This window comes from Streptomyces sp. NPDC111520 (genome assembly GCF_055635295.1).
Genome location: NZ_JBVKBW010000007.1, coordinates 152,863 through 168,753, shown reverse-complemented (window position 1 = coordinate 168,753; position 15,891 = coordinate 152,863). Strand labels below are relative to the sequence as shown.

The 15,891-nt window shown below is 74.3% G+C and carries 16 protein-coding genes; 7 read left to right on the top strand and 9 right to left on the bottom strand.

Annotated elements, in window-relative coordinates; translation table 11 throughout:
• Positions 1–37 precede the first annotated feature (37 nt).
• Entirely contained in the window at positions 38–2,221 is a 2,184-nt protein-coding gene (locus tag ACZ7MY_RS18370; protein ID WP_499602984.1) for a 3-hydroxyacyl-CoA dehydrogenase NAD-binding domain-containing protein, read from the top strand.
• Between the two features lie 50 nt (positions 2,222–2,271).
• Here the strand turns inward: ACZ7MY_RS18370 and ACZ7MY_RS18365 are convergent, their stop codons facing one another.
• The 5 genes from ACZ7MY_RS18365 to ACZ7MY_RS18345 form a co-directional block, all read right to left on the bottom strand.
• Positions 2,272–3,048, bottom strand: coding sequence for a MerR family transcriptional regulator (locus ACZ7MY_RS18365; protein WP_499602982.1), 777 nt, complete (start codon positions 3,046–3,048; stop codon positions 2,272–2,274).
• 210 nt (positions 3,049–3,258) lie between these two features.
• The gene (locus ACZ7MY_RS18360; RefSeq protein WP_499602981.1) at positions 3,259–3,645 is read right to left on the bottom strand and encodes an STAS domain-containing protein; all 387 of its coding nucleotides are present in this window, start codon (positions 3,643–3,645) and stop codon (positions 3,259–3,261) included.
• Complete coding sequence (locus tag ACZ7MY_RS18355; RefSeq protein WP_499602979.1) at positions 3,642–4,739, bottom strand: cobalamin B12-binding domain-containing protein; 1,098 nt, start codon at positions 4,737–4,739, stop codon at positions 3,642–3,644. The genes ACZ7MY_RS18360 and ACZ7MY_RS18355 overlap by 4 nt, the downstream gene beginning before the upstream one ends.
• Complete coding sequence (locus tag ACZ7MY_RS18350) at positions 4,736–6,328, bottom strand: PP2C family protein-serine/threonine phosphatase (RefSeq protein WP_499602977.1); 1,593 nt, start codon at positions 6,326–6,328, stop codon at positions 4,736–4,738. The genes ACZ7MY_RS18355 and ACZ7MY_RS18350 overlap by 4 nt, the downstream gene beginning before the upstream one ends.
• Before the next feature lie 230 nt (positions 6,329–6,558).
• A complete protein-coding gene (locus ACZ7MY_RS18345; RefSeq protein ID WP_499602976.1) occupies positions 6,559–7,716 on the bottom strand; it encodes a PP2C family protein-serine/threonine phosphatase in 1,158 nt (385 codons plus the stop codon).
• 136 nt (positions 7,717–7,852) lie between these two features.
• On the opposite strand from ACZ7MY_RS18345, the gene ACZ7MY_RS18340 reads away from it, so the two are divergent.
• From ACZ7MY_RS18340 to ACZ7MY_RS18325, 4 genes are all read left to right on the top strand, one after another.
• A complete protein-coding gene (locus tag ACZ7MY_RS18340; RefSeq protein ID WP_499602975.1) occupies positions 7,853–8,341 on the top strand; it encodes a MarR family winged helix-turn-helix transcriptional regulator in 489 nt (162 codons plus the stop codon).
• Between the two features lie 209 nt (positions 8,342–8,550).
• Complete coding sequence (locus tag ACZ7MY_RS18335) at positions 8,551–9,768, top strand: PP2C family protein-serine/threonine phosphatase (protein WP_499602973.1); 1,218 nt, start codon at positions 8,551–8,553, stop codon at positions 9,766–9,768.
• On the top strand, positions 9,765–11,378 hold the full coding sequence (locus tag ACZ7MY_RS18330) for a sensor histidine kinase (RefSeq protein ID WP_499602972.1): 1,614 nt from the start codon (positions 9,765–9,767) through the stop codon (positions 11,376–11,378). Before ACZ7MY_RS18335 ends, ACZ7MY_RS18330 begins: the two co-directional genes overlap by 4 nt.
• A 2-nt stretch (positions 11,379–11,380) precedes the next feature.
• On the top strand, positions 11,381–11,818 hold the full coding sequence (locus ACZ7MY_RS18325; RefSeq protein WP_499603288.1) for a response regulator: 438 nt from the start codon (positions 11,381–11,383) through the stop codon (positions 11,816–11,818).
• Positions 11,819–11,834: 16 nt separating this feature from the next.
• On the opposite strand, the gene ACZ7MY_RS18320 is transcribed toward ACZ7MY_RS18325, so the two are convergent.
• Positions 11,835–12,662, bottom strand: coding sequence for a DUF1206 domain-containing protein (locus tag ACZ7MY_RS18320; protein ID WP_499602971.1), 828 nt, complete (start codon positions 12,660–12,662; stop codon positions 11,835–11,837).
• A gap of 171 nt (positions 12,663–12,833) precedes the next feature.
• Between ACZ7MY_RS18320 and ACZ7MY_RS18315 the strand changes: the two genes are divergently transcribed.
• Together ACZ7MY_RS18315 and ACZ7MY_RS18310 are read left to right on the top strand one after the other, a co-directional pair.
• Positions 12,834–13,097 (top strand): GlsB/YeaQ/YmgE family stress response membrane protein, encoded by a 264-nt coding sequence (locus ACZ7MY_RS18315; protein ID WP_499602970.1) that lies wholly within the window; start codon positions 12,834–12,836, stop codon positions 13,095–13,097.
• Positions 13,098–13,226: 129 nt separating this feature from the next.
• The gene (locus ACZ7MY_RS18310) at positions 13,227–13,763 is read left to right on the top strand and encodes a DUF6328 family protein (RefSeq protein WP_499602968.1); all 537 of its coding nucleotides are present in this window, start codon (positions 13,227–13,229) and stop codon (positions 13,761–13,763) included.
• 126 nt (positions 13,764–13,889) lie between these two features.
• Here ACZ7MY_RS18310 and ACZ7MY_RS18305 read toward each other — a convergent pair whose 3' ends face one another.
• The 3 genes from ACZ7MY_RS18305 to ACZ7MY_RS18295 all read right to left on the bottom strand — a co-directional run bounded on the left by ACZ7MY_RS18305 (position 13,890) and on the right by ACZ7MY_RS18295 (position 15,769).
• Positions 13,890–14,576: a hypothetical protein gene (locus ACZ7MY_RS18305; RefSeq protein ID WP_499602966.1), complete on the bottom strand. Its 687-nt coding sequence runs from the start codon at positions 14,574–14,576 to the stop codon at positions 13,890–13,892.
• Positions 14,573–15,217 (bottom strand): hypothetical protein, encoded by a 645-nt coding sequence (locus ACZ7MY_RS18300; protein ID WP_499602965.1) that lies wholly within the window; start codon positions 15,215–15,217, stop codon positions 14,573–14,575. Before ACZ7MY_RS18300 ends, ACZ7MY_RS18305 begins: the two co-directional genes overlap by 4 nt.
• Positions 15,218–15,361: 144 nt before the next feature.
• The gene (locus ACZ7MY_RS18295; RefSeq protein ID WP_499602963.1) at positions 15,362–15,769 is read right to left on the bottom strand and encodes an ATP-binding protein; all 408 of its coding nucleotides are present in this window, start codon (positions 15,767–15,769) and stop codon (positions 15,362–15,364) included.
• Positions 15,770–15,891: the final 122 nt, after the last annotated feature.

Sequence of the window (15,891 nt, the reverse complement as noted above, 5' to 3'; positions counted from 1 at the left end):
TCCCGTCCCGCTTCACCCGCTACGGAGCCGACCGAACATGAGCGCACTTCCGACGAACACCACCATCCGCTGGGAACAGGACGAGACCGGGGTCGTCACGCTCGTCCTCGACGACCCGAACCAGTCCGCGAACACCATGAACCAGGCCTTCAGGGAGTCCCTGCGGGCCGTCGCCGACCGCCTGGAGGCGGAACGCGACGCCGTACGCGGCGTCATCGTCACCTCCGCGAAGAAGACCTTCTTCGCGGGCGGCGACCTCAAGGACATGATCAAGGCGGGTCCCGAGGACGCCCCGCAGATCTTCGAGGCCGGCATGGGCATGAAGCGCGACCTGCGCCGCATCGAGACCCTCGGCAGGCCCGTCGTCGCCGCGATCAACGGCGCCGCCCTCGGCGGCGGTTACGAGATCGCGCTCGCCTGCCACCACCGGGTCGCGCTCGACGCCCCCGGCTCGAAGATCGGGCTCCCCGAGGCGACGCTCGGCCTGCTCCCCGGCGGCGGCGGGGTCGTCCGCACGGTGCGGCTGCTCGGCATCACCGACGCGCTGCTGAAGGTGCTGCTGCAGGGCAACCAGTACGACCCGCGGCGCGCGCTGGAGAACGGCCTGGTCCACGAGGTCGCGACCGACCGCGACGACATGCTCGCCAAGGCGCACGCCTTCATCGACGCCCACCCCGAGTCCGCGCAGCCCTGGGACGTCAAGGGCCACCGCATCCCCGGCGGCACCCCCAGCACCCCCGCGTTCGCCGCCAACCTGCCCGCCTTCCCGGCGAACCTGCGCAAGCAGCTCGCCGGCGCGCCCTACCCGGCGCAGCGCAACATCCTGGCCACCGCCGTGGAGAGCGCGCAGGTCGACGTCGACACCGCCTTCGCCATCGAGGCCCGCTACTTCACCGAGCTGGTGACCGGCCCGATCGCGAAGAACATGATCCAGGCCTTCTTCTTCGACATGCAGGCCGTCAACTCCGGCGCCAGCCGCCCCAAGGACGTCCCGGCCCGCACCGTCACCAAGGTGGCCGTGCTCGGCGCCGGCATGATGGGCGCCGGGATCGCCTACGCCTGTGCCAGGGCCGGCATCGAGGTCGTCCTGAAGGACGTCGGCGCCGAGGCGGCGGAGCGCGGCAAGGCGTACTCCGCGGGCCTCCTCGACAAGGCCCTGGCCCGGGGCCGCACCACGCAGGAGAAGCGGGACGAACTGCTCGCCCGGATCCACCCCACCGCCGACCCGCAGGACCTGGCGGGCTGCGACGCCGTCATCGAGGCGGTCTTCGAGGACCCCGCCCTGAAGCACAAGGTCTTCCAGGAGATCGAGGGCGTCGTCGCCCCCGACGCCCTGCTGTGCTCCAACACCTCCACCCTGCCCATCACGCTCCTCGCGGAGGGCGTGCAGCGCCGCGAGGACTTCATCGGCCTGCACTTCTTCTCACCGGTCGACAAGATGCCGCTGGTCGAGATCATCAAGGGCGCCCGCACCGGCGACGAGGCGATCGCCCGCGCCTTCGACCTGGTCCGGCAGATCCGCAAGACCCCGATCGTCGTCAACGACTCGCGCGGCTTCTTCACCTCGCGCGTCATCGGGCACTTCATCAACGAGGGCGTCGCGATGGTCGGCGAGGGCGTCGACCCCGCCACCGTGGAGCAGGCGGCCGCCCAGGCCGGCTACCCGGCCAAGGTGCTCTCCCTGATGGACGAGCTGACGCTCACCCTGCCCCGGAAGATCCGCGAGGAGTCGCGGCGGGCGGTGGAGGAGGCCGGGGGCAGCTGGCGGCCGCACCCCGCTGACGCCGTCGTCGACCGCATGGTCGAGGAGTTCGGACGCACCGGACGCAGCGGCGGCGCCGGCTTCTACGACTACGCGGACGGCAGGCGGGCCGGCCTGTGGCCCGGACTGCGCGAGCACTTCACCGAGCCGGAGGCGGCGGCCGTACCCTTCGAGGACCTCAAGGAGCGCATGCTCTTCGTCGAGGCCCTGGACTCCGTGCGCTGCCTGGAGGAGGGCGTCCTCACCTCCGTCGCCGACGCCAACATCGGCTCCATCCTGGGCATCGGCTTCCCCGCCTGGACCGGTGGCGTCCTGCAGTACGTCAACGGCTACCCCGGGGGCCCGGCCGGCTTCCTCGCCCGCGCCGAGCAGTTGAGGGCCGCCTACGGGGATCGCTTCGCGGCACCGGAGCTGCTGGTGCGCAAGGCCGAGCGCGGCGAGACCTTCACCGACGGCTGACCCGACCGACCGGCGCCGCGGCCTCCGCACCGGGGGCCGCGGCGCCGCCGTCACTCCTCGCCGCGGCCCCGGTCGCCGAGCCCGGCGGCCGTGGCCCGCAGCTCCTCGGCGAGCGACCGCTGGAAGGCGGTGACCAGGGCCTGGACGACCATCGGCTGCAGGTCGTCGGTGAGCCCGCGCATCCGGGCCCGCTCCTCCGGCGCCGGGCGCCCGGCCACGTACGGCTGCCAGACCTCCTGCTGGAACAGCCGGTGCAGCTCGTGGGCGACCGCGCGGGCGTGCTTCAGCACGATCTCCCGGGTGGCGAGCAGCGTCTCCAGCGGGATCGGCACGTCCAGCAGGCGCACGCCCAGGTGCAGCAGCGCCGGATTCACCAGCAGCACCCCGGGGTCCGCGGTGGGGTGCAGCACGCCCATGGCCGCGAGCCGGTCCAGGTCGCCTCCGCTCAGCGGCCGGCCCGCCCGCTGCTCCAACCCGTCACGGGCCAGTTCCTCCGCGGCGTCCGGCATCCACGTCGCCACCAGCGCCCGGTGCAGCGCGAGGTCCTCGGGGGTGATGTCGGCGGGCAGTTGGTCCAGGTAGCGGCCGATCGCGGCGAGCGTCAGGCCCTGCCGCTGCAGCTCCTCGATCAGCGCCAGCCGGGCGAGGTGGTCGGGACCGTACAGACCGACACGGCGGGTGCCCAGTTCGGGCGGCGGCAGCAGGCCCTTGGCGCTGTAGAAGCGGATCGTGCGGACCGTCGTACCGGACCGTGCCGCCAGCTCGTCCACCGTCAGGCGCGGCTCCTCGGCCGCCGGCGCGGTCTGCCGGGCGGGGGACTGCGTCATGCGCCGGATCTCGCTCTCTGCCTCGCCGCGCTGGTCATGACACCAGTATGACCGGTCGGGGTCCCCAGCCGGGGCCGCGCGGGCCCGGCGGCGGCGCCCGACGACCGTGCGCCGGTCCCGTGCGGCTGTGCCTCCCGGGCAGGTGTGCCGCCGTCGGCGATGCACGGACGGTGTGCGGCGTGATCCCGTGAGGGTCGTCGGACGTGGGGCTCAGGACTCCGCGGGGCGGCGGGAGTGGGGGTCGGCGTCGAGGGCGGCCGCGAAGTGCGCCGCGAGGCCCGTGACCTTGACGACCCGCAGCAACTGCGGCGGCAGGGAGGTCAGCCGCAGGGCCGTGCCCGCGGCCGACGTCCTGCGCAGGGCGACGATCAGCGCGGACAGGCCCGAGGAGTCGCACACGGCGACCCCGGACAGATCGAGGACCAGCTCCGCGGGCGGGTCGCCGGGGGAGAGTTCGCCCGACACGGCGTCCAACAGGTCCGGCGCGGTCTCGTGGTCGAGGTCCCCGGTGACGCGGAGGACCACGGTGCCCGGGCCGGTGCCGGGGCCGGGGCGCTCGGTCGTCAGGTGCAGGGGTGGCAGGTGCGAGTGCGTCATGCGGTGTTCGCCGGCCGCTCCGGGCCGGTCACCTCCTCCGTCCCTCGGATCGCGGCGACGCCCGACGCGATGAGCGCGAGCGCCCGGGGGAAGTCGCGCAGGCTCGTGGCCATCAGCTCCAGGCTCACGGTCAGCGCGGTCGCCGGAACCCCGCGGGCCGCGAGGATCCGCGCGGTCCAGACGAGGAAGTCCCCGAACAGCTCCGCGTCGTCGACGTACAGCGCGGCCGCCAGATGGTCGGCGATGTGGCCCAGGTCCTCTGCGGTGCGGTCGAGTTGGTGCCCGGTGTACGAGCGGCTCGCCGGGAGGACGCCGGGCAGCGCCTCCATGGTCCCGGCGACGAGCCGGGACCTGGCCCGTACCACCAGGGTGTACTCGTCGTCGGCGAGGTGGGCGAGGGTCTCGTGCGGCTGCCGCACCTGCGGCGGCCAGGCCGACGCCAGCCGGTCGGCCGCCTCCGGGGCCGACGCCGCCCAGGCGTCCGCGCCGAGCCGGAACGCGTACCGGCCGCCGCGGCCGAAGCCCCGGCCGCCCGCCAGCACCGCCACGCCCGCCGCCTGGCAGGCGGTGATCGTGGCGTGCGCCTTGGGCAGTCGTACGCTGAGCGACGAACTCAGCGCCACGGCGTCGGGGCCGGTCTCGTGCAGGTGCGCCACCAGGTGCCGGGCCGGGACGTGGGCGCCCAGGAAGTCGACGTGCCAGCCGCGCAGCCGCAGCGTCTCGGCGACGAGCCGCGCCGGCATGGTGTGCCACTCGCCGTCCACGCAGGCGACCACCACGCGGCCCAGCGGCGGCGAGGCACGCCGGTCCGGCGGGGCGCCGGTGAGCGCGGCGACGGCGCGCTCGCTGATCGCGGTCGCGGCGTGCTCCTGGCCGACGGTGATCCGGCCGGCCGCCCACTCCCTGCCGATCCGCCGCTGCGCCGGGGCGATGACCTCCTGCAGTATGCGCTCCGGCCGGAGTCCGTCGCCGACGGCCGCCCGGACGACGGCCACGGCCGCGTACTCGTCGCCGTCCGCGATGGCGGCGAACAGGTCGCCGGCCCGGTCCTCGGCCGGGCCGGCGGTGGCCCGGCGGGTGTTCACGGTGCTCATCCCGTGAACCTGCCCGGTCCGTGGCCGTTCACCGCGCTCAGGTGGGTGCCGCGCGGGGCGGCCATGCCGACCAGCGCGATGTCGTCGTGCGGGCGGTCGGCGAGCCACTCGGTGGTACGCATCTCCACGTGTTCGACGAGGGCCTCCACCGGCATGCCGACGCAGCCGGCCACGGTCGTCTTCAGCCGCTCCGAGCCGAAGAACTCACGGCCCGTCACCCCGCCGCGGGCCTCGGTGACGCCGTCCGAGTAGAGCAGGCAGCTCTCGCCGGGCTGCAGCACGGTGGTGAAGGTGGTGGCCCGTACGTCCGGCACCGCGCCGATGAGGGTGCCGGAGGTGTCGGCCTCCTCCACCTCGCCGGAGGCGCGAAGGATGAGCGGGGCCGGATGCCCGCCCGCGGTCAGCCGCAGCCGCACCTGGCCGTGGCCGAGCGGGGTGACGCCCGCCAGCACCATGGTGGCGAAGCGCGCGTGGGCGGTGTTGAGGAGCGCGTGGTTGAGCAGCGTCAGCAGCCGCACGTGGTCGGTCTCGACCAGCCGCAGGGCGCTGAGGGTGTTGCGGATCCTGCCGGTGAGGACGGCCGCCTCCAGACCCTTGCCGCACACGTCGCCGAGCACCACGGTGCTCTCGCCGTCGGAGTCCTCGGCGGGGTAGGCGTCGTAGAAGTCCCCGCCGACGCGGAGCGTCTCGCGGGACGGCCGGTAGGAGCCCGCGACCTCGGTGCCCTTGATGGGCTTGAGGAGCGGCGGCAGCAGGTCCTCCTGGAGCACGGCGGCACTGCGGGCCTGTTCGGTGTAGAGGACGGACGCGGAGATCGCGGCTCCGGCCCGGGCGGCGAAGACCCGGGCGAAGGTCTCCTCCTCGACGGTGAACGGCCCGCCGGAGCGGCGCATCAGGACAAGGGCGCCCGCGGGGACCCCGTTGCCCGGGAGCGGGGTCACCAGCAGTGACACCGGCGTGCCGAAGTCCTCGGGGAGCAGCCAGTCCGGGGCCCGCGCGGGATCGATCCAGCGGGACGGCACCGGGGGGAAGCCGGCCAGGGCCTCGGCCAGTCCCGGCACTTCGGCGGGGTCGGCGGACAGGCACCACTCCGCCACGCCCGGGCGGTCCGCGACCGCCCGGGTCAGCCGGAGCCCCCGCCGGTCGGGCGGGGTGATGACCACCGCGGCGTCGGCGAGCCGGGTGGCGGCGAGTTCGGCCGTCGCGGCCAGGGACTTGCGCAGATTGAGGGAGGAGAGCAGCCGGGCGGACGCCTCGGCGAGGAACTCCGTGTGCTCGTGGGCGAGTCGCAGTTCCCGGTCGGTGCTGCGGGCGTCCGTGACGTCGGTGAGGTACCAGGCGTGGTGCCCGCCCGGGAGGTCGGCGCGGCGCGCGGTCACCTGCCGGTGCCCCACGCCGCCGTGGGCGGTGGGGGCACCGGAGGCGTCCGCGGCCGTCAGCCACGCCGGGGCGGTGCCGGCGAGCGGACGGCCGGCCACGACCTGCGGGGCCCAGGAGGTGACGACGGCGTTCACGGCACGTATCACCCCGGCACGGTCGCACACCACGACGGCGGTCTCGGTCAGGGAATCGATCAGCGCGCGCAGCACCCGCAGTCCGACCCGAGCGGAGGTGCCTGACCCCTGCTCTCGAACCACTGAGGAGCGCGGAGGCGGGAGAGACGTCACAATGCGGTAGGAGCAAGGCCGGGGCCGCGTGGGACCGTCGGGCTCGCTCCGGTCACCCTCTCGTACCTGGACGAAGGTTGGCTGGGCAAACAGTTGCCCTTCGGCAAGAGTCTTCCCCATCGCCCGTCACCAGGCAAGCTCCACCCTGCGGTTCACCGCCAGTCCAGGCACACCACCAGGGCGTCGTCCTCCGCCTCCGGCAGGACGCGGTGGCCCGGCAGTTCGCCCAGGATCGCGCGCGGGACGTCCGCGGCCGGGAGCAGCCGGGTGGCCAGCGCCGCACGGGACAGCGCCCGTTCGCCGTACGCCTCGCCGCCGGGTGAGGCGGTCGCGTACACGCCGTCGCTGACCACCAGGAGCCGGTCCCCGGAGCGGACCTCGAAGGGCTGCGGGACGTAGGGGGTGTCCTCGAACATGCCCAGCGGCGACTGCGCCTCGAAGCCGATCCGCTCCACCGCCGAGCCGCGCAGCCGGTACACGCGCGGCGACCCGGCCTCCACCACCTCGGCCGCGCCGGTCACCAGGTCGAAGCGCATCAGCAGCACCGAGACGTACTGCTCTCCCCGGTGGCGGGCGTAGACGGCCTGGTCGGCCAGCATGGCCTGGTCGGCGAGGGGGACGCCGGCGCGCCGGGCGTTGCGCAGGGCGTTCACGGTGAGGCTGGTCAGCAGGGCGGCCTCGATGCCCTGCCCCATGCCGTTGGTGACGGACAGCGTGAGGTCCGTCGCGGAGGCCGACCAGTCGAAGTTGTCGCCGTGGATGTCGTAGGCGGGCTCCAACTGGGCGCCGAGGGCGTACTCGGGCCGGGCGCAGGCACGTCCGGGCAGCAGTTCCCACTGCACCTCGGCGGCGAGGGTGAGCCGGTCCCGACGCCGGGCGCGCAGGTAGCGGTCGGTGTCCCGGTCGGCGACGAGGAGGTGGTGGCCGAGGATCTCGGCGACCTCGCCGAGGTCGCGCACCTCCTCGGGCGCGGGCTCACCGGGGAGTGTGACGCTGAGCACGCCGATCCGGTCGCCGCGCACGCTCACCGGCAGGTGGAGGCGTACGCCGCCGTCGCCCGCCGGCTCGGCGAACGGCTCCTGGGATCCGAAGGCCCGGCCCTCGGGCGTCGCCGCGAGGGGTACGGCGGCCTCCGCGGGCTCGGGGGCGGAGACCGGCTGGAGCGCCGCCAGGCCGTAGTCGGCGAGCAGGACCTCCACGGAGCGGGCCGCGCAGTGGGTGCGCAGGACGTCCGCGAGGGCCGCGGGCAGGGCGTGCGGGGGCGCCGCGCGCAGGGCGCGTTCGGCGGCGAGCGGGGTGTGTCGGTTCACCGGGGTGTGACGGTCCTTCTGGGTCGGTGGGCGGGTCGGTTAGCGTGGTGGCGCGCGGTTTGGCGCGCCCTGTCCTGTCTTCGTCTACCCGCTCGCCGGCGGTATCCCGCGGGCGGCACGCCGTGAGGAGGGTCTCTTGCCCGCCACCGCCGGATCGCAGCGGGACGCCGCCCTGGCCGCGGCGTCGTCCGTGGTCGAGGCACTCGAGGTGCTGTGGGGCCGTGGCAGGGACGCGGGGGACCCTCCCGTGCCGCCCTCGCAGCTGCGCCTGCTGTTCGCGCTGGAGGGGAACGAGGGGATCAACCTGCGGACGTTGTGCGACGTCCTGGGGGCCGGGCCGCCCGCGGTGAGCCGGCTCTGCGACCGCCTGCAGGCGGTGGGGTACCTCACCCGGGACACCAGCCCCACCTCGCGCCGTGAGGTGTGCCTGTGGCTCACCCCGCGCGGCGTCGCCTTCCTCGCCCAGCTGCGGGAACGCCGCGAGCGGGAACTGGCGACGGTCGTGGCGGCGATGCCCGAACGGGCCCGGCGCGCGCTGCTGGAGGGGCTGACCGCGTTCCGCTCCGCCGCCGAGTCGACGGGGCTCGGTGCCGTGGCTGCCGGGGACCGGAGTCACACCGCGTAGCCGTACGGCCCGTGCCCGTGGGCCGGATTCCGGCGCCCCGGCGCGTTGGCGCGCGGGCCGCCGTCCGTGCAATTGTTGCGTTCGACTACTGTTGCCAAACGGCAATGATCGAAGATGATCGGCACTGTCCCAAAGGCCACCCGGCCCGGGTGCCGGTCGCGTACGATCCGATCGCCCCACCCGGGGCCACCGCAGGGTGGGGAGACGATGTGGAAGGCAACACGCTGACGCCCCCCGAGGGCGTCGTCCCCAGACAGGGCGACGGCCGGCGCACCCGGCTCTCCGTCCTCCTCGTCGAGGACGACGCGGGGGACGCCCTGCTCGTGGAGGAACTGGTCGCCGACAGCGGGGTGCCCGTCGACCTGCGCTGGGTGCGCACACTGGCCGAGGCCGGTATCGAACTGGCCGCGCGTCCCGCCGACTGCGTCCTGCTCGACCTGCACCTGCCCGACGGCCAGGGCCTCGACGCCCTCGGCCGCGCCCTGTCGCTCACCGACCGCGCCGCCGTCGTGGTGCTCACCGGTCTCGCCGAGGAGCGGACCGGCCTGGCCGCGCTGTCCGCCGGGGCGCAGGACTACCTGGTCAAGGGACGTGTCGAGGGCGAACTCCTCGGCCGCGCGCTGCGTTACGCGGTCGAACGCAAGCAGGCCGAACGCGCGGCCGTCGCCCTGCGGGCCAGCCAGATGCGGGCCCAGGAGAACGCCCGCCTGGAGCGCGGGCTGCTCCCGCTGCCCATGCTGCGCACCAAGGACGTCACCGTCACGCCCCGTTACCGTCCCGGCCGGGCGGACGCCCTCCTCGGCGGCGACTTCTACGACGTCGTGGAGACCGACGAGGGCGTCGTCCACACCCTCATCGGGGACGTGTCCGGGCACGGGCCCGACGAGGCGGCGCTCGGCGTCGGACTGCGCATCGCCTGGCGCACCCTGGTGCTGACCGGGGTCGAGGGCTCCCGGCAGCTCGCCCTGCTGGAGCAGGTGCTGGTCGCCGAACGCGCCGCCCCGGAGATCTTCGCCACCGCCACCATCCTCACCCTCGCCCCGGACCGCCGCAGCGCCCGTGTGTGGCGGGCCGGGCACCACGGACTGCTCAGCCTGACCCCGGACGGCACCGTCGAGTACATCGAACCGCCGCGCGGGCCCGCCCTGGGCGTGGTGCCCGGCCAGGGGGACTGGCCCGAGGGCCGGCTGGAACTGCGCCCCGGCCAGTCGCTGATGCTCTTCACGGACGGGCTGTTCGAGGGCCGCACCGACCAGGGACGGCTGGGCGAGGACGGCCTGCTCGCCCTGGCCAGAGCGCACGCCACGCTGCCCGCCTCGGAGTTCGTCGACACCATCATCGCCCGCGCCGAGGCCCTGGCCGCCGACCACGGCGGCCTGGACGACGACCTGGCCGTGGTCCACCTCACCTGGAACGCCTCGTCGTGACGGCCGCCCGCGCGCGGCTCACCGTCCAGGGCTGGATCGTGCTGGTCCTCGCCGCCCTGGGAGTGTTCATGACCGTGGCCGCGGGCGTCGGCTTCACCCAGCTGCGCCGCACGGCGGAGGTCTCGGACCACCTCATCGACCGGGTCTCGCCCGCGCGGGTCGAGGCCTACCGCCTGCAGACGGCCCTGGTGGACCAGGAGACCGGGGTCCGCGGCTACGCCATCACCGGCGACCCGGACTTCCTGGAGCCCTACACCCGCGGCCGCGCCGTCGAGGAGGACGCCGCCCGGCGCACGCGCGGCCTGGTGGACGGCCTGCCCGAACTCGTCCGCGACCTCGACGCGCTGCGGCAGGCCGCCGCCGACTGGCGCCGGCGGTACGCGCAGCAGGTCGTCGACCGCACCAAGGCCCTCGGCGGCGGCACCCCCGACGCGGCCACCACCCGCCGGGGCAAGGAGGCCTTCGACCGGGTGCGCGTCCTGTCCGCGACGCAGGTCCGCCGGCTGGACGCCGAACGCGCCGCCGGGACGCGGCAGCTGGCGGACGCCCGCACCCTGCGGGACCGGGTCTTCGGGCTCATGGTCCTGGCGTTCTTCCTCACCGCCGTCGCGCTCGCGGTCGTGGTGCGGCTGGTGGTCGTCCGGCCGCTGAACCGGCTCCGCGAGGCCGTGCAGGAGGTGTCGGGCGGCGAGTACGACCGCCGCATCCCGGCCCACGGCCCCGCCGACCTGCACGCCGTCGGGACCGCCGTGGAGGGGATGCGGCTGCGCATCGTCACGGAGCTCGAGGAGTCGCGGCGCAAGGCGGAACAGCTGCGCCACGAGGGCGAACTGCGCGAGCTGCAGGCAGGCGAACTACGCCGCTCCAACGCGGAGCTGGAGCAGTTCGCCTACGTCGCCTCCCACGACCTGCAGGAACCGCTGCGCAAGGTGGCGTCCTTCTGTCAGCTGCTGGAGAAGCGCTACGGCGACAGCTTCGACGAACGCGGCACGCAGTACATCGCCTTCGCCGTCGACGGCGCCAAGCGCATGCAGGTGCTCATCAACGACCTGCTGACGTTCTCCCGGGTCGGGCGGCTGGGCGACGCCAGTGTGCCGGTCGCCCTGGACGAGCCGCTGGACCGCGCGCTGGGCAACCTGTCCGTCGCGATCGAGGAGTCGGACGCCGTCGTCGAGCGGCCGCCCGCGCTGCCCGCCACCGTGGGCGACCCGACCCTGCTGACCATGCTCTGGCAGAACCTGGTGGGCAACGCCGTCAAGTTCCGCGCGGAGGACCGGCCGCCGCGGGTGACCATCACCCTGGACGACCCGGGGACGCCGGACGGCGCGGAGCCCTCGGACGGGGACGGCATGCTCCGCTTCTCCGTCACCGACAACGGCATCGGCGTGGCGCCGGAGTTCGCCGACAAGATATTCGTCATCTTCCAGCGTCTGCACAGCCGCGACAGCTACGGCGGTACGGGCATCGGGCTCGCGCTGTGCAAGAAGATCGTGGAGTACCACGGCGGCCGGATCTGGCTCGATCCCGGGCGGCCGGAAGGCACCCGCATCCGCTTCACCCTGCCGGCGACCGCCGAGCGGGAACCCGCACCGGAGGAAGGGCCCGCGTGAACGTGCAGGAACCGGAACCGATCATCGTGCTGCTCGTGGAGGACGACCCCGGCGACGAACTGATGACGCGCGAGGCGTTCCAGGAGAACAAGGTCCGCAACGTCCTGCACGTCGTACGGGACGGCGAGGAGGCCCTCGACTTCCTCAACCGGCGCGGCGCCCACGCCGGTGCGCCGCGCCCGGGGCTGATCCTCCTCGACCTCAACCTGCCCCGCTTCGACGGCCGCCAGGTGCTCGCCGAGATCAAGGCCGACGCCGACCTGTGCACCATCCCGGTCGTCGTCCTCACCACCTCCGAGGCCGAGGAGGACATCCTGCGCAGCTACAAGCTGCACGCCAACGCGTACGTGACCAAGCCGGTGGACTTCGACCGGTTCATCGACGTGGTCCGCCAGATCGACGACTTCTTCGTGACGGTGGTGAAGCTCCCGGGCCGTTGACCCGGCCCGGCGCGGTTCAGACCTGCCGCCAGCGGGCCATCGCCCAGGAGAACACCCCGAACAGCGCCAGGCCCACCGCGACCACCGCCAGCAGCCACGGCCCGGCCGGGGTGTCCCGGAACGTGCGCAGCGTGTCGTCCAGGCCCTTCGCCCGGTCCGGGTCGAAGCGCACCGCCGCGACGACGACGAAGCAGCCCGCGGCGGCGAACACCACGCCCCGGCTGGTCCCGCCGGCGACCCCGAGGAAGTCGACCACCTTGCGGACCCGCGGTGACATCGCTCCGGTCCGCAGGTGCTTGCGGAAGCGCCGCATGATCGCCCGCACCGCGATCCACGCCCCGGCCCCCGCGAGGGCCAGGCCCGCCGCGCCCACCAGCCAGCGGCCCATGGGCCAGCCCAGGGCGTGCGCGGTGACGTCCTTCGAGGTCTCGTCACTCGAACCGCCGGCGGAGGAGCCGTTCACCGCGAAGGTCACCACGGAGTACGTCACGAAGCCGTAGAACACCGCGCGGGCCCCGGACATCAGCCGCTTGCCGGCCTTGTCCCCGTCCGGTCCCGCCGCGCCGAACACCGCCTCCGACAACCGCCACAGCGTCATCCCGGCGAACCCCACCGCCAGGGCCCAGACCAGGAACCCGCCGAAGGGCCGGTCCGCGAGCTGGGCCACCGCGCCGCCCCGGTCGGCCTGTTCACGGGACCCGTCGAAGGCGACCCGCAGCGCCAGCACCCCGAGCAGTGCGTAGATGACCCCGCGCGCGGTCAGGCCCGCCCGCGCCCCGGCGCGGATCGCCTTCCTCCCCTGCGTCCCGGGCCGTACCGCGCCCGCACCCACCGTCGTGTCCACTCCTGCCTCCCTGCCCCGACTGCCTTCGGTGCACCGGGTGCCCCGTCGCGGCCGGAACACACCCGGCGACCGGGCGCCGGGTGGGCTGCGTGGAGTGTCCGACCGGGGGTATCCGCGTGGTGCGAACACACTTCCGGCCAGGCGCCGGACGAAGCTGGGGTTGAGGTGGAGATGGAGATCTCGAGCATCATCAGTGCCATCGTGATCGGTCTGATCATCGGTGTGCTGGGGCGTCTGGTGGCGCCGGGGCGGCAGCCGATCGGAGTGCTGTGGACGATCGTCGTCGGCATCGTCGCGGCCTTCATCGGCAGCGCGATCGCCCAGGGGGTCGGCGTCGCCGACACCGACGGCGTCGACTGGATCGAGTGGCTGATACAGATCGGCCTCGCGGCCGTCGGAGTGAGCCTGCTGTCGCGGAGCAGGTCGCGGCGGTGAGCACCGCGGTCCGGCCGCCCCCGCGGGGGCGGCCGGACCGCGTACGGGACGGCGGCCGGACCGGTCGCCGTCCCTCGGCGTGCCCGGGGCTCGACGCGCGCCGCGGGGGCAGCCGGTGGTAAGTCAGCCATGAGACGCACGATCGACCAGTGGGAGGGTGCCGTGCCCAGTGACGACGCGGACGGACGGACCGGCCCGGCAACCGGGCGTGACGAGACCGAGGAGGAGCGCGCCGACCGGAAGTGGGGAGAGCTCATCCAGGAGGTGCGGGTCGCACAGACGGGCGTGCAGATCCTCTTCGGTTTCCTGCTGACCGTCGTGTTCACCCCGCACTACCAGCGGCTCGGGACGACCGACCACACGATCTACATCGTCACCGTGGTGCTCGGCGCCTGCGCGACCGGGGCGCTGATCGGCCCGGTCTCCTTCCACCGGATCGTCTCCGGGAGCCGCATCAAGCCGCAGGCGGTGCGCTGGGCCTCGCGGCTCACCTTCGTCGGGCTCGTGCTGCTGCTGGCCACGATGACCTCGGCGCTGCTGCTGGTGCTGCGCGCCGCCACCCACGACGACTTCGTCCCGTGGCTCGTCGCCGCCGTCCTGGTCTGGTACCTGGTCTGCTGGTACGGGCTGCCGCTCTGGGCCCGGTACCGTCACGCGGGCGACTGACCGGTGCGCGAGGAACGCGGTGGCCGGGAGACCCGAGGTCTCCCGGCCACCGCGTTCCTGTCGTTCACGTGGTGCGCTCAAGTCCGCGTGGTGCGCGGATCGTGCTTCGTGCGCGCGTCGCGGTCCTCAGACGTGCAGGACGCGGTCGACGAGGTCGCGGTAGCCCTGCAGGGCCACGCGCAGCTTCTCGGTGTCGCCGCCTTCGTGCCCGCCGGCCCGCCAGCTCGTGCGCAGTTCCTCGCGCCGGCCGCGCAGTTCGCCGATCAGCCGCTCGGTGGCCTCACCGAGGACCTCGTCGGCCTCCTCCACGGCGTGGCGCGGCTCGTCGACGAAGCCGCCGACCGCGTGCTGGAGCCGCTGCCGCAGCTTGTCCCCCGTGCCGTCCGGCCGTGCCGGCGTGCCGGGGGCGGGCACCCGCTCGTCCCGCGCCGGACGCGGGGCGGCCGCGGGCCGCTCAGGGGTGCCGGGCGCCTCCGCCGCCGACGACGTGCCGCCGGCGGTCTTCCGGGCGTCGGCCTGCTCCTCGCCGTCCTCGGGCCGCGACCATCCGGCGGGCCGGCGTGCGGCGGGCGGTTCGGCCTTCTCCTGGGCGCCGTGCCGCGCGGGGGACTTCGGCGTGCCGGGGGTCCGTCCGGCGGATGCGTTGCGTTCCTCGCGTCCGGTGCCGTCCGTCGCCGTGGCGGGGGTGCCGGTGGTGTCGGTCGCCGTGGCGGGGGTGCCGGTGGTGTCGGTCCGGTCGGGCGTGCCGGTGGCGGCGGTACGGTCCGGCGCGTCGTCCCGGTCGGTGTCGTGGTGCTCGTGCGTGGGGTTCATCGGCTGCTCCAGGAGGGGAGGTGGAAGCGGTGGGAGCCGCGTCGGCCGGAGCCCGGTCCACCCGCGCCGTCCTCACGCGAGGCGGCGCGGGGCTCCTTGTCCACCGCGATGAGGTCGTCGAACAGCGCCCGGGCGCCGAGCAGCCGCGCGCGCAGTTCCTCGGTGTCCGCCGCGGTGCGGTCACCGTCGTTGCGGGTCTCCGCGACCCCGCGCAGGTCGCGGTAGGCCTGGAGGTGCCGCGGGCGGTGGACCGACAGGGCGTCGATCTGCTCGCCCGAGCCGTGCTCCGGGAACCCGCGGTCGTGCGCCAGCCGGTCCAGCAGCAGCGATGCGTCCTGGACCGCCTGGGCGGGGGAGTCGACGAACCGCTCCTGCAGGGCGGCCCACTCGACGCGGTACTCCTCGGTCTGACGTGCGCTCAGCGGCTCAGGGTTCAGGCCGCCGTGCCGGTCGACGCGCTCCTGCAGGTCCCGGTGCGCCGCCTCCGTGTCGCCGTCGTGCCGGGCGACCGTGCGTTCGTACTCCGGCCCGAAGCGTCGCCTGAACCGTCCCGTGCCGCCGCCGCGCCGCTGCGTGGCGACCGCGGCGAGGGCGATCAGGACAACGACGACGACCGCCCCGATGATGATGCCCGTGGTCATGGTGTCTGCCTCCCGGGGGCCGTCGTCCGGCCCCGACGCTCGAACTGACCGTGGTGCGGGTCTCCTTGCACCAAAGGTGCGTGTTACCGCAATCCGTTCGCCCACACGTACGACGTCGTGGCCGGGGGCCGGGGGAGCGGCGCGTCAGCGCGGCAGGTGCACGTGGATGACCTTGCCGCCCGCGCGCAGCAGCGTCACCCGGACGTCCCGGGCCAGCCGGCGCACCAGGCGCAGCCCGTAGCCGCCGGGCAGGAAGTGGTCGGACGGCGGCGGCGCGGCCGGCAGCTCGTCGTTGTGGTCCTGGACGGACACACGGATCGCGTCCTGCGCCGCCTCCACGTCGAGGCCCGCCAGCCCGCCGCCGTACCGGAAGGCATTGGTGACCAGTTCGGAGACGACCAGCAGGCAGTCCTCGACACGCTCCGGATCGACGTCCTTGAGTCTGGTCCGGGCGAAGTCACGAGCCTCGCCGATGGTGGTGGGCAGCGTCCGCTCCGCGGTGGTGGGCCGCAGGAGCCCTCCGCCCTCCGCGTCTAGGTCAATGATGTACACGCACGATCACCCCGTAGGCATCATCGGTCCCTCTCTGGTCTGCCCGGGCCGGCCGGTCCTACGCTGCCGCCGGCGGGATTCACGTCCTTCCGGGATCGGGGGGAATGCTTCCGGGCGGAGGG